The organism is Sulfitobacter sp. CW3, assembly GCF_019392245.1.
In the GTDB taxonomy this organism is placed as follows: domain Bacteria; phylum Pseudomonadota; class Alphaproteobacteria; order Rhodobacterales; family Rhodobacteraceae; genus Sulfitobacter.
Genome location: NZ_JAHXRL010000004.1, coordinates 232082 through 244847, shown reverse-complemented (window position 1 = coordinate 244847; position 12766 = coordinate 232082). Strand labels below are relative to the sequence as shown.

Annotated in this window: 11 protein-coding genes; 6 read left to right on the top strand and 5 right to left on the bottom strand. The window is 54.6% G+C overall.

The window, feature by feature from the left end:
- Positions 1-29: 29 nt before the first annotated feature.
- A complete protein-coding gene (locus KZZ06_RS11270) occupies positions 30-1076 on the top strand; it encodes an alcohol dehydrogenase family protein (protein WP_219580134.1) in 1047 nt (348 codons plus the stop codon).
- Between the two features lie 190 nt (positions 1077-1266).
- Here KZZ06_RS11270 and KZZ06_RS11265 read toward each other — a convergent pair whose 3' ends face one another.
- The 3 genes from KZZ06_RS11265 to KZZ06_RS11255 all read right to left on the bottom strand — a co-directional run bounded on the left by KZZ06_RS11265 (position 1267) and on the right by KZZ06_RS11255 (position 5311).
- A complete protein-coding gene (locus KZZ06_RS11265) occupies positions 1267-2457 on the bottom strand; it encodes a polysaccharide biosynthesis/export family protein (protein WP_219580446.1) in 1191 nt (396 codons plus the stop codon).
- A 77-nt stretch (positions 2458-2534) separates the two neighbouring features.
- On the bottom strand, positions 2535-3194 hold the full coding sequence (locus KZZ06_RS11260) for a YjbF family lipoprotein (protein ID WP_219580133.1): 660 nt from the start codon (positions 3192-3194) through the stop codon (positions 2535-2537).
- Entirely contained in the window at positions 3191-5311 is a 2121-nt protein-coding gene (locus tag KZZ06_RS11255; RefSeq protein WP_219580132.1) for a YjbH domain-containing protein, read from the bottom strand. The genes KZZ06_RS11260 and KZZ06_RS11255 overlap by 4 nt, the downstream gene beginning before the upstream one ends.
- A gap of 140 nt (positions 5312-5451) precedes the next feature.
- Here KZZ06_RS11255 and KZZ06_RS11250 point away from each other — a divergent pair, with 140 nt between their 5' ends.
- Together KZZ06_RS11250 and KZZ06_RS11245 are read left to right on the top strand one after the other, a co-directional pair.
- Positions 5452-6177, top strand: coding sequence for a metallophosphoesterase (locus tag KZZ06_RS11250; protein WP_219580131.1), 726 nt, complete (start codon positions 5452-5454; stop codon positions 6175-6177).
- 95 nt (positions 6178-6272) lie between these two features.
- Complete coding sequence (locus KZZ06_RS11245) at positions 6273-6944, top strand: sugar transferase (RefSeq protein WP_219580130.1); 672 nt, start codon at positions 6273-6275, stop codon at positions 6942-6944.
- Positions 6945-6979: 35 nt separating this feature from the next.
- On the opposite strand, the gene KZZ06_RS11240 is transcribed toward KZZ06_RS11245, so the two are convergent.
- Both KZZ06_RS11240 and secA read right to left on the bottom strand, forming a co-directional pair.
- Positions 6980-7249, bottom strand: coding sequence for a hypothetical protein (locus KZZ06_RS11240; RefSeq protein ID WP_219580129.1), 270 nt, complete (start codon positions 7247-7249; stop codon positions 6980-6982).
- A gap of 115 nt (positions 7250-7364) precedes the next feature.
- On the bottom strand, positions 7365-10043 hold the full coding sequence (gene secA / locus KZZ06_RS11235) for a preprotein translocase subunit SecA (RefSeq protein ID WP_219580128.1): 2679 nt from the start codon (positions 10041-10043) through the stop codon (positions 7365-7367).
- A gap of 175 nt (positions 10044-10218) precedes the next feature.
- On the opposite strand from secA, the gene KZZ06_RS11230 reads away from it, so the two are divergent.
- From KZZ06_RS11230 to mutT, 3 genes are read left to right on the top strand one after another with little or no spacing between them, the layout of a single operon-like run.
- Entirely contained in the window at positions 10219-11067 is an 849-nt protein-coding gene (locus KZZ06_RS11230) for a peptidylprolyl isomerase (protein WP_219580127.1), read from the top strand.
- A 6-nt stretch (positions 11068-11073) separates the two neighbouring features.
- Complete coding sequence (gene argJ / locus KZZ06_RS11225; RefSeq protein ID WP_219580126.1) at positions 11074-12300, top strand: bifunctional glutamate N-acetyltransferase/amino-acid acetyltransferase ArgJ; 1227 nt, start codon at positions 11074-11076, stop codon at positions 12298-12300.
- Positions 12297-12695, top strand: a complete 399-nt coding sequence (gene mutT / locus KZZ06_RS11220) for an 8-oxo-dGTP diphosphatase MutT (RefSeq protein WP_219580125.1) — start codon at positions 12297-12299, stop codon at positions 12693-12695. The genes argJ and mutT overlap by 4 nt, the downstream gene beginning before the upstream one ends.
- Positions 12696-12766: the final 71 nt, after the last annotated feature.

The following is a 12766-nucleotide window of genomic DNA, read 5'->3' as shown; positions in this document are numbered from 1 at the left end:
GAGAAATCATTCTACCCAAGGAGAACTCCATGTCATTACCCACCAAGATGAGCGGCGGCGTGTTGACGGGACATGGGGGGCCTGAGAAACTGCAATGGCGTGACGACTTGCCCGTTCCAAAGCCCGGCGCGCGCGATGTGATCGTCAGGGTCGGTGCAGCCGCGGTGAATAATACCGATATCAACACCCGAACGGCGTGGTATTCCAAAAGCGAGGCCGATGCCGAAGACGCGAGTTGGTCTGGAAAACCGTTGTCGTTCCCGCGCATTCAGGGGGCTGACGTCTGTGGACGTATCGTTGCCGTGGGCGAACAGGTCGATCCGGCCCGTATCGGTGAACGGGTTCTAATCGAACCTTGTATCCGCGAGGCAGACGGAGAAACGTTAGAGACGCCGTGGTACTTTGGATCAGAATGCGATGGCGGCTTTGCAGAATTCGCACGTGTTGCGGCGCGGCATGCCTATCCGGTAAATAGCGACCTAAGCGATATCGAGCTGGCATCGTTTCCCTGTTCCTATTCTACCGCCGAAAACATGCTGACACGCGCTGCCGTAAGGGCCGGTGAAACCGTTCTGGTGACAGGGGCGTCCGGCGGGGTCGGATCGGCGACAGTGCAACTGGCATCGGCCCGCGGCGCAAATGTCATTGCGATCACGAGTGCGGCAAAGGCCGACAAACTGAAAGCCCTCGGAGCAAGCGAAACGCTTGACCGTAACGACGATTACCTCTCCGTTCTCGGTGGAAAACAGGTCGATGTCGTCATTGATCTGGTCGCAGGTCCGCAGTGGCCCGCATTGCTGGACGCGTTGCGCCCTGGTGGCCGCTATGCCGTTGCTGGCGCGATTGGCGGGCCTATTGTCGAGCTGGACGTGCGCACGCTCGACCTCAAGGATTTAAGCTTCTTCGGCTGCACCGTGCTGGAGCCACAGGTCTTTGGCAATCTTATCGAACGAATTGAACGCAGCGAGATCGCGCCCTTGGTGGCCGAAACATATCCGCTTCGAGAGATCAGCGCCGCTCAGAAAGCGTTTGGAGAGAAGGGACACATCGGAAAGATCGTTCTGGATCTGAACTGATCCGGTGCCGTGTCTGCGAAAACCGACCTAGGGATTAGATTGCGCAACGGCAGTCTTGTTCCGCCAAGCGGTCATACGGTTATCGCGTTCGGCCCAAGTATCTTTTCGGGGATCATAGGGATTACTTACGTCGCAGAGATGCAAAAGGCCGGGTCAATGCCCGGCCTTTTGTGTTCTAATGCGCCGAGGATTAATCGGTAATCGAAGTACCGAGGCTCAAGATTTGCGGCAGGATTTGCGACACGGCACGGCTCCACTTGGTGACAGGCTGCTGCGCGACAAAGATGATATCATCAGGGCGCAGTTCAAACCGTGGGGCCAAAGCAAAATTCGCTGCATTGCGTGCGTCAAGGTGCCATGCGGTGATCGCCCCGAATTCACGCGGGTCAGACGAAGACCGCAAAACATAGATTTGCGACACGTCACCTGTCAAAGATGCGATCCCATCGGATTCGTACATTGCGTCAGCAAGACTTGCCTTGCGTTCGAATGGCAACGCAAACCGCGATTGTTTTCCGACCTCACCAGCGAGGTAGACATACTGTCGGTCATCGACCCCCAACTCCACGCGCGCTTGGTAATTTTCACGCGCCTGCGATAGGTCGTATTCTGTATCAACAAATACCGAATCCCCCGGTAACAGGCGCGTCTTGGTCAGGCTGACACGCGAATAAAGCTGGTTGAGGGGAATCTGGTACATTGTTCCATCGCGGTACAAACGGATTGCCGCATAGTCTTGGTCCTCGACGGTGATACCACCTGCCGCGGCAAGCGCCTCTTCGAGGTACAGCGGCGATAGTGTCACAGGAATTACCGTTGGTAGCGCAACAGCCCCCCCGATCGACACTTTACGCGAGTTAAACTCAGAAATTTCCAAACTAAAGATGGGATCAAGCTGGTTCTCAACAAGCCGCTGAAACAAAACGACTTCAGCATCCTCAATCGTCAAACCAGCAATCCGAACACGACCAACATTAGGGATGTTAATCGCCCCATCGTCTTGAACGGTGTACCCTTGCCGGGCATTCTGCGCGGCCAGCAAACCCGAAAGCTGCTCAACTGACGATTGGGCACGTGGTGTCGCAAGCAACACAACATCGCCGACGCCAATTTCATACGGTCCGGGGTTCACCTTTGGTGGCAAGCGCGTTGCAAGCGCGGCCGGGCGGGCTGCCGGGGTAGAAAATGCACCCCCGCTTGATGCCTGCGAAAAGAATGCCGGAAGCGTTTTTGGCGAATAAGGCGACCGATTGGCCTGAATAACCGTTTCAGGGTTCAGATCAAGAACCCGAACATTCGCCCCGCCTGCAGCGCCTTCGACAACTTTAGGTGTGCGATAAACGGTACCACAACTGGCAAGAACGAGACTCAATACTGCCATTAAAAGGTATTTCACGAAACGTCACTCCCAATCCAATACTCGATGTCAGCAGCGATGCGCCCCCGACCTAATATAATTTAACGGACACCGACTTGGATAATCATATATCCAACGTCATCCCCAGCCCATTGGCGCGATTGTACAATCGCACCTGTCGTCGAGCTCACCCAATAGGTGTTTGTAAACGACTGGTCCATACTTTTACAATCTTCAGTCATAACCCGTGTCGCTACGCGACCTATCTCAAGATTGATCACATCCGACCCTTTGGTTTCGACCAAACAACGGTATGTGCGCGTCCTGATTCTATCATCACCCCCAAGGTTACTCGTGAAACGGTCCGAGTACCCCGTATTTCCAGACAATATCAGGTTCATTGGCTCTGAAATATCAGACGCGAATAGTTCACTTCCGACGCCCCGCGTCCCACGAATGATGCCATTTTGGATCATCAAAGCGCTCATATCCGCGCTTAGCCATGTCTCTACATCATTAACTGAATTCTCCAACAGCAAACGGCCACCCTGCTTGCTGCTTTCGATGGTAACAACCAGCAACGGCACAGATGTGTCAGCGACCAGCGCGGCGAAGCGGGGCGGGAACTGGCCAGCCGGCAATGCTACTCGTCCGGGCTCGTCCTCGACCATTTCAAGGCCACGGTAGATCAGGCTTTCCCCAGCGGTACAGGCGGATAAAAGCACAGTCGTAAGAAGTGTCACCACAACATGTCTGATCATCTCAGATATCTCCCCCAACCGTCGCTCAGCTCTTTTCCACGATAGTCTCTCACATAACCATGCAAGCGGTTTTGAACATTCAACCGTGCGCCACCATCTCGGGTAATCGGACTGATGGTTTGGGCAATGGATGTTCGCGATGGTCTGCCCGTAATCCAAGAGAATGGAATTTCGATCCGCAGGCCTTTATCAAACGAGCCTTCGCCGAACGTATCAAACGGCACATCCGTTAATGTAAAATAGCCGCCAACCTTGAACCCGTTGTTGAACTCTCGGTCGATGGAAATCGTTGCACCATAATCGCCGGCCAAATACCGGCCGACATCCAACTGCCCGTAAAACCCATTGCCAAAATCGTAATAGGCAGAGGCGTGGCCTGTCAGAACCTCATAGTCCTGAAAGCCAAAAAGCATATCAAAATCACGTTGCTTTACATAGTTGATCTCGGCACCCAAGGCCAAACGGCTTGACGTCGGATACCAAAGAACCTCTGCCGATACGCCGCCAAACATATTTTCCAGATATCCTGCGGAAACGCGGCCAAACAGATCCTGACCCGGACGAAATATGTATTCAGTAGTTAGCCGGTTAACTTCTAGATCAGATTCCTGCGCATACCGCACCGCATTGGTGCGCACAGGCTCGATAAGCGAATTTGAAACCCGCGTGGAATCGTCAATATTACCGACCAACGGATACCGAAGCTGTCCCGCAAAAGTCAGCCCCGGCGTCGGGCGATATGCCAGCCTTAACTGCAAGCCCAGATCTGCCCGGATCGGACTATTGGGGTCAAAATATGATGTTGCCATATACGGCCGGAACGAGGATTCAAAAACCGGAAATGCGTCTTCGATTGTACCCACGCGGCTTTCGTCATACGCATCCTCAATCGACGCACGCGCGAGTGTTCGCCAAGGACCATCATAGTCGAATTGCAATTCTTCAAGGTCAGATCGCTGCGTCACGACACGGCTAATCGGCACCCCGTTCTTTTGGAATACAACGTTAAGCTCTTCGATCTCGGGGGGCAGCGTTGTCGCCATAACCCGCGCGGCGCGGCCAGCAGCCTGCGCCTCCACACCCCAACGTTTATTATCAACGCGCACAGTCGCCTGCGTACCACTCATCGTAAAGCCTTGAAGCTCGATGCCGTCAGCAGCCAACCGCGACTTAAGAACACGTTGCACAGCGTCTTTGCCGCCGCCCTTCTGGGTGTTGTTCCAATCCGCGATAGCCAGTCGATTACGCGCGCCCACTGACCGCGGCGCATTTTCCATACCGCCCGGCACGCTTGGCTTGAGTGGCTGGAGGATATAGCTCAGCTGTGCGCCAATTTCGTTACCGCCAACAATAAACCCTTTCAGGTTCACGCCATTTTTAAATCGGTATTCAAGCCCGAGGTTAAGCGGCGTTGAAATGTCGATCCCGGTATTTGGCAATTCACGCGTATACAGATCAGGAGAATATTCAGCGAAGAAGGTTGCCTTTTCGTTGATCTTCCACTTCACACCACCAAACAACGATGCCGGCCCGCGAAACCAATTCCCGGTTTCTAATTGCCCGCCCCTATTGGCACCCTTCTTCCGGGTATCAAAGCTGTCCGAAAAAACGCTCAGCGGGTTCGAGAATGACCCACGGCCAGCCAAACGGCCCCAGCCCATGCCACCTGTAATCTCGATATTTGACCCAAGGCTTTTGGTAGCGACGATATATTCGCTGCTTAGAATGCCGGTCCCCAAGAAATCCCGCAGTCCGATTGCCATAGCAGGGCGATACCTTGCCTCGTCGAACATTTGAAAATGGATGTCGAAACTACGGTCATATGTATCCCCACCGTAAGCAGCGGTAGGGGGGCTAATATTGCTGATCTTTGAATACCTAAAAGCGCCATAGACCCTCGGCAAAACTTGGAAGGCTGCCGTGTAGCGGTAATTGGGGCCAAATGCGCTTGCGGTAATGGCAAAGTCGCCATCACTCATCACTTCGGCTGTTGGCATTTCAACCAAACCCGGCGTGCCATATGTCGTCAGCGACTGACCGGAGAGCGTTGAAGCCCCCGTTACAGCAACCAGAAAAAACCCCGTAGCATATGTTATTCTTTTGGTCCGCTCTTGCATCTGCGGTCCTTCTTATTATTTAAGCAGCATGGGCAAACCGTACCTACGTTTACGGGTGAGTTCACTTGGCTGGGTTAATTATCACAGCTTTTAGAACGGCTTTGCGCCAGTTTTGCAACACAGATTGATGGGCAGAATAAATGTTGGGAAAATGGTTTAAACGTTCCAAGAAAACCACCGCGCATTTTGACCCGATCTGCCCAGATGAACCCTTTGTCGCGATTGGCGACATTCATGGCCGCTTTGATATTCTTCAACGACTTCCGGTAGAGCAACCTGGTTCACAGCTTGTTTTTCTAGGGGATTTGATTGATCGGGGCGAACAAAGTGCCGATGTATTGAAAGCCGTATTTGCCGCTTCCGGTGCGATTTGCCTCATGGGGAACCATGAAGAGATGATGCTTGATTTCATCGCAAACCCCGCTGATCGTGGCGCGCGTTGGCTCCGGTTTGGCGGGCTGCAAACCTTGGCCAGCTTTGATGTCTCAGGCATTTCCCAAACCTCCTCAGGAGCCGAACTTGAGCGTGCACGTGACGAGCTGGTTGATGCGATGGGGCAGGATCTTTTGGACTGGGTCACGAATCTCCCCAAGTCCTGGACCTCGGGGAATGTTGCATTTGTGCATGCTGGCGCAGACCCTGCGCTGCCAATTAATGCCCAAGACAAAAGCGCCCTGCTATGGGGACACCAGGATTTCGGAAATGTGGAACGGACTGATGGGACGTGGATCGTCCACGGTCACACCATCATCGACGCGCCAGAAATGAAACCCGGCGTCATCTCTATCGATACCGGCGCTTACGCGACAGGAAACCTCACGGCCGCGACGATCGTGCCGGGTGATGTTTCGTTCAAGTATATTTAACCTTGATACTCGGCCCGACTTAACCCGAATTTAGTATCCGCTGCGCATGATCCGCCAATCACCTCTTGATTGGAAAAGGGCCACGCGGGCAGATTATGGCGTTTCTCGACCATACTTCACGACACATCAAAGTCTTACGCACCTCGCCCCGTCAGGGGGCCTATGCACGGGGTGGGAAGCGCCTGTTTGATGTTACGGTATGCGTGGCCTTATTGCCCGCCGTCGGGCTGACGATTCTCGTGTTGTGGATGATCGCCAAAACCCGCGCGCACTCGGGGTTTTTCACTCACCCACGTATCGGGAAAAATGGTGTCGTATTTCAGTGCTGGAAGATTCGTACGATGATCGAAAATGCAGATCAGGCGCTGTTGGAAATATTGGAAAATCACCCGGAAAAGAAATCTGAATGGGCCACCAACCGAAAGCTTTCTAACGACCCGCGCATCCTACCTTTTGGCAAATTCTTACGCCGAACAGGCTTGGATGAACTGCCCCAGATTTGGAACGTATTGCGGGGGGATATGTCATTGGTCGGCCCGCGCCCTGTGACCCGACCCGAACTGTCATTATACGGCGAGGGCAAGGCAGATTATCTGGCGATCAGGCCCGGCATTACAGGATTATGGCAAGTAACGGCGCGCCGCGCGCCCTGCTACATCCGCCGGGTAAAGCTTGACCGCCAATATGTGCATAACGTCACGTTTATGGGTGATTTGCGCATTTTGCTTTCGACGCTTCCCGTGCTTTTTCGTCCCACGGGCCAATGACCCGCGGCATCCAGCCACGGGAATTTACATCGCAGCTAGACAAGCCCCTTGATACCAGATGCGGTCGTTCCGGTATCCAAAACGCGGGCAATCCTGAATGGGTAAACGACGCCAGCCATAAGATTTGGCAGCGTCATCGTATCCCCGCTTTTTAACACCACCGAAAGATCGCCAGCGCCTGAAACCATGACGGCGCGTGTCACCTGCGCGATATCTGCGGCGTCATCGGGCGTGATCGAAAACCCACCACAAATGGGCCCCGTCAGACCGGCGCTATAATCGTGGAAATTATCAGTGGTAGGCATATCGTTCTCCGTAATGAGGTTGGGCAACCATCCTTTACGAAGATTTATCTATCCTTAATCAAACGCGCGCCGTGCAAAGCAAGACGCGCGTTTAATTCTAAGCTCTGGTTAGATGTCAGACGACACGACCATGGCAATGCTTGAACTTTTTGCCCGACCCACACGGGCATAGATCATTGCGCGATGGATCGCCCCAAGTCGTCGGGTCATCCTCTTTAAAACCCTCAATGGCTGCGTCGTTTTCAACTGCGGCCTCGGCAGCGGGTGCCTGGTTTGCCTGCATCTGGGCAACCATCTCGCGCTGTTCGTCCTCGGTCATTGGCCGTATCTGGCCCAGTTTTTGCGTAACGTCCGTCCGAAGACTGTCGAGCATTGATTCAAACAACTGAAAGGATTCGTTCTTGTATTCGTTCAGCGGATCGCGCTGCGCGTAGCCACGAAAGCCAACAACCGACCGCAGATGTTCCAGCGTCAGCAAATGATCGCGCCATTTCGCGTCGATCGCTTGCAAAAGAACCTGCTTTTCAATGTTGCGCATGTTCTCGGCACCGAACTGTTCGGTCTTTTTCGCCATCTGTTCATCGCAGGCCTCGGTCAGACGTTCGCGGATCACTTCGTCATCCACGCCTTCTTCCTCGCACCATGCGGCAACAGGCACATCGATGTTCAGCTGTTCAAGAACAGCTTGCTGAAAACCGCTTGCATCCCATTGATCGGCATAGGTTTTCGGGGGCATAAACTGGTCAATAAGATCGTCGATAACCTGCTCGCGCATGTCCGAAGTAATCTCGGACAGGTCAGCGGCTTCCATGATGTCACGGCGCTGGCCAAACACCACTTTGCGCTGCTCGTTCATCACATCATCGAACTTCAACAGCTGTTTGCGAATGTCAAAGTTGCGGCCTTCGACCTTTGCCTGTGCACGCTCAAGCGACTTGTTGACCCATGGGTGAATAATCGCCTCGCCCTCTTTGAGGCCCAAGGTTGTCAGCACTTTCTCAAGCCGCTCGGACCCGAAAATACGCATCAGGTCATCTTCTAGCGACAGATAGAAAGACGAACGACCGGGGTCACCCTGACGGCCGGACCGGCCACGCAATTGGTTATCAATGCGGCGGCTTTCGTGGCGTTCGGACGCTAGAACATAAAGACCGCCAGCCTCAATCACTTTTTGCTTTTCATCCGCGTGCTCTGCTTCGATCTTGGTGCGAACGGCAACCGGATCAGCGTCGGGATCAGCGTCCAACGCTTCTAGTACTTTCAATTCGACGTTGCCGCCCAACTGAATGTCGGTCCCGCGACCGGCCATATTGGTCGCGATTGTCACGGCACCCAGTTTACCCGCGTCTGCAACGATCTGCGCCTCTTGCTCGTGCTGGCGCGCGTTCAGAACATTATGCGGAATGCCGGCTTGCGTCAGCATCTGGCTTAGCATCTCGGATTTTTCGATAGATGTCGTACCAACCAAGCAAGGCTGACCCTTGGCATGGGCAACCTTCACCTCTTCGATCATCGCCTGATACTTCTCAAGCGCGGAACGGTAGACTTGGTCGTCTTCGTCGATACGGGCCACGGGGACGTTTGTAGGAACAACAACCACACCCAAGCCGTAGATTTCCGAGAATTCTTCAGCCTCGGTTTCGGCCGTACCGGTCATACCGGCCAGCTTGTCATACAAACGGAAATAGTTCTGGAATGTCACCGATGCCAGCGTCACGTTCTCTGGCTTGATATCGACATGTTCCTTGGCTTCAATCGCCTGATGCAGGCCGTCGGACAACCGGCGCCCAGACATCATGCGGCCGGTGAATTCGTCGATCAGCATGATTTCGCCATCACGCACGATATAGTCTTTGTCCCGCTGGAACAGCTTATGCGCCCGCAGACCTTGGTTCACGTGGTGCACAATCGACGTGCTTTCGGGGTCATACATGGTCAACCCTTCCTCAAGCAGGCCGCGTTTATGCAGCTCCGCCTCAAGGAATTCGTTACCCTCGTCGGTAAAGGTCACGTTGCGGGTCTTTTCGTCCAGCTCGTAGTGGTCTTCTTGCAGCAGCGGGATAACGTCATCGACGATCTTGTACATATCAGACCGGTCTTGCGACGGACCTGAAATAATCAACGGTGTACGCGCTTCGTCGATCAAGATGCTGTCGACTTCATCCACAATCGCAAAGTTATGGTGATGTTGGAAAATCTGGCTTAGCTCAGATTTCATGTTGTCACGCAGGTAATCGAAACCCAATTCGTTATTCGTCGCATAGGTGACATCGCAATTATAGGCGGCGCGTTTGTCTTCTTCGGTCATGTTCGACACGGCTGCACCGGTTGTCAGACCCAGCGATGCAAACACCTTGCCCATCCAGTCAGCGTCGCGCTGCACCAAATATTCGTTCACGGTAACGATGTGCACGCCCTTGCCCGTCAGCGCATTCAGATATGCGGCCAGCGTCGCGGTCAGTGTTTTACCTTCGCCGGTCTTCTGCTCAGAGATATTGCCCTGATGCAGAAAAATCGCCGACATCAGCTGCGTATCGAACGCCCGCAAGCCCAAGGTGCGGCGCGCGCCCTCGCGGCAGTTGGCAAAGGCTTCGGGCAGCAGGTCGTCCAGGCTTTCGCCATCTAACGCCCGCTTGCGCAGCTCTTGGGTTTTTTCCTTAAGACCTTCATCGGTCAAAGCAAGAAATTGATCTTCCAGCGCGTTGATTTGTTCAACCAGCGGGCGAGTCGCCTTGATTTTGCGGTCGTTGGGTGTCCCAAAGACTTTTTTGGCGAGTGTTCCGATGCCCAGCATGTAATCTCCTGCCGAAGTTATGATGTATAGCGCCGATCTGCTTGCCGAGCCGCCGGACAACCCCTAGATACATGGCTGAACCAGCGCCAAAGCCGCGCCCATAGGGCGATGTAAGGGCCGTACTATACCGTGTCAATGTGCAGCCCCCCGTGGCGGCCAAACCTAGGACAGATACATGCAGAAAACCCTCACTTTCCTGGCACCCTTCGTGGTTGCCGCCTCGCTTGCCTTGCCCGTCGCCGCCCAAGACGAGGTCAAAGCCGATACTGTTGTCGCGACTGTCAACGGCACGGAAATCACTGTCGGTCACATGATTATTGCCCGCGCGACCCTGCCCGAACAGTATCAGCAGCTCCCACCCGAAGTGTTGTTCAAGGGGATTCTTGACCAGCTGGTGCAACAAACCGCACTTTCGCAAAGCTTTGAAGGCAGCCTGCCTGCCCGCGTGACCATGGCAATCGAGAACGAACAGCGCCAACTGGTTGCTGGTGAAGTGATCGAAAAGAACATGGCCGCCGAAGTGACCGAAGAAGCCCTGAAAGCGGCCTATGAGGAAACATACGGGTCTGCCGGTCCAACTGATGAATTCAATGCCGCGCATATTCTGGTCGAAACCGAGGAAGAGGCGCTCGCCATTATTGCCGAAGTCGAAGCTGGTGCCGACTTTGCTGAGGTCGCAAAAGAGAAATCAACTGGTCCGTCAGGCCCCAATGGCGGCAGCTTGGGTTGGTTTGGCCCCGGCATGATGGTCCCTGAATTTGAAACCGCTGTGGTCGCACTGGATGTCGGTGCCTTGTCCGCACCGGTTCAAACCCAGTTCGGCTGGCACGTGATCAAGCTGACAGACAAACGCCTGAAAGATGCGCCCGCGCTGGAAACAGTGAAACCCGAGCTTGAAACCCAAATCCGTCAGATCCGCGTGCAGCAATCGATCGAAGAGATCACAGCCGCCGCCGATGTTGATCGCTCCGCCTCCGAAGGGATCGATCCGGCAGTTCTGATCAACCTTGGCTTGCTGGAGTAACTCAAGATGGGCAAGGTAACTGCCGTTTCCCCGCTCGCACCTGCGCAATTTCCCGACCTTCCCGTCATTGACGGGGTTCGGTTCGCAACAATCGCCGCAGGTGTCCGGTATCAGGGGCGCACCGATGTGATGCTAGCCGAGCTGGCACCGGGGTCGACCATCGCCGGCACGTTTACCAAGTCCGCGACACGCGCGGCACCTGTTCTGGATTGTCAGGCGAAAATCGGCGGCACCTCTGATGCGGGTGCTGCCATTTTGGTGAACTCGGGCAACGCCAATGCCTTTACCGGCAAAGGCGGGGTCACCGCGGTCGAAGCGATCACCAAGGCTGTTGCGCAAGTCTGTGACATCCCCCAATCGCGGGTTTTCACATCCTCCACCGGCGTCATCGGTGAACCCTTGCCCCATGATCGGGTGACGGCAGTGTTGTCCGATCTCAAGGCCAAGCTTGCTAAAGACGGCATTGCCGAAGCCGCCAAATCGATTATGACCACGGACACCTTCCCGAAAGGGGCCAGTGCCAAGGTCACGATAGGGTCTAAAACAGTCTCTATTGCAGGGATTGCCAAGGGTTCCGGTATGATCGCACCCGATATGGCCACGATGCTGGTGTATATCTTTACCGACGCGGTCGTCAGCCAACCCGCGCTTCAGGAGATGCTGTCCAAACACACCGATAGCACGTTCAACTGCATCACTGTCGACAGCGATACATCGACCTCTGACAGTCTGATCTTTGCCGCGACAGGGGCATCTGGCGTCGATGCCAGCGACAGCGCCGAATTCTCGGAGGCGCTGCATGATCTGATGCTGAATCTTGCGCATCAGGTCGTCCAGGACGGCGAAGGTGCGACCAAGTTCGTCGAGATTGCGATCACGGGCGCTGCAACAGACGACGACGCCAAAATCCACGCCATGGCCATCGCAAACTCTCCGCTGATCAAAACGGCGATTGCGGGCCAGGATCCGAACTGGGGTCGCGTTGTTATGGCCATCGGTAAATCAGGTGCCGCTGCCGACCGTGACCGTTTGTCGATCCGTTTCGGCGATATCGAAGTGGCCAAAGACGGCTGGCGCAGCCCCAACTACTCAGAGGAGGCCGCCGCCGCCCATATGAAAGGCCAGAATATCGTGATTGGTGTTGATTTGGGTCTTGGCAAAGGCAAATCCACGGTTTGGACCTGTGATCTGACGCATGGCTATATCGACATTAACGCGGATTACCGTTCGTGAAGACAGTACTGGTTTCGGCTGTCGCCCTAATCGACGTGGATGGGCGCGTGCTTTTAGCACAGCGCCCAGCCGGCAAATCTATGGCGGGCCTATGGGAATTCCCTGGCGGCAAGGTCGAACTGGGCGAAACGCCCGAAGCTGCCCTGATCCGTGAACTGCAAGAAGAGCTGGGCATCGACACATGGGCATCCTGTCTCGCGCCGTTAACCTTTGCCAGCCACGCCTATGACGATTTTCATCTCTTGATGCCCCTTTTCGCCTGCCGCAAGTGGGATGGAACGCCCCAAGCGCGCGAGGGGCAAACGTTAAAATGGGTGCGGGCAAATGCTCTAAAAGAGTACCCTATGCCCGCGGCAGACGTACCACTGATTCCAATCCTCAGAGATTGGCTATGAGTCCTGCGCCCGGATGTTGATGTTTTCGCTCAACTTTTGTTTCTATTCGTAATTTTTTTCTAGACAGCTTA

Excerpts from the sequence above, each read along its gene's own strand:
- KZZ06_RS11270 (WP_219580134.1), top strand. The coding sequence starts at position 30 with ATGTCATTACCCACCAAGATGAGCGGCGGCGTGTTGACGGGACATGGG.
- KZZ06_RS11265 (WP_219580446.1), bottom strand. The coding sequence starts at position 2,457 with ATGGCAGTATTGAGTCTCGTTCTTGCCAGTTGTGGTACCGTTTATCGC.
- KZZ06_RS11260 (WP_219580133.1), bottom strand. The coding sequence starts at position 3,194 with ATGATCAGACATGTTGTGGTGACACTTCTTACGACTGTGCTTTTATCC.
- KZZ06_RS11255 (WP_219580132.1), bottom strand. The coding sequence starts at position 5,311 with ATGCAAGAGCGGACCAAAAGAATAACATATGCTACGGGGTTTTTTCTG.
- KZZ06_RS11250 (WP_219580131.1), top strand. The coding sequence starts at position 5,452 with ATGTTGGGAAAATGGTTTAAACGTTCCAAGAAAACCACCGCGCATTTT.
- KZZ06_RS11245 (WP_219580130.1), top strand. The coding sequence starts at position 6,273 with ATGGCGTTTCTCGACCATACTTCACGACACATCAAAGTCTTACGCACC.
- KZZ06_RS11240 (WP_219580129.1), bottom strand. The coding sequence starts at position 7,249 with ATGCCTACCACTGATAATTTCCACGATTATAGCGCCGGTCTGACGGGG.
- secA (WP_219580128.1), bottom strand. The coding sequence starts at position 10,043 with ATGCTGGGCATCGGAACACTCGCCAAAAAAGTCTTTGGGACACCCAAC.
- KZZ06_RS11230 (WP_219580127.1), top strand. The coding sequence starts at position 10,219 with ATGCAGAAAACCCTCACTTTCCTGGCACCCTTCGTGGTTGCCGCCTCG.
- argJ (WP_219580126.1), top strand. The coding sequence starts at position 11,074 with ATGGGCAAGGTAACTGCCGTTTCCCCGCTCGCACCTGCGCAATTTCCC.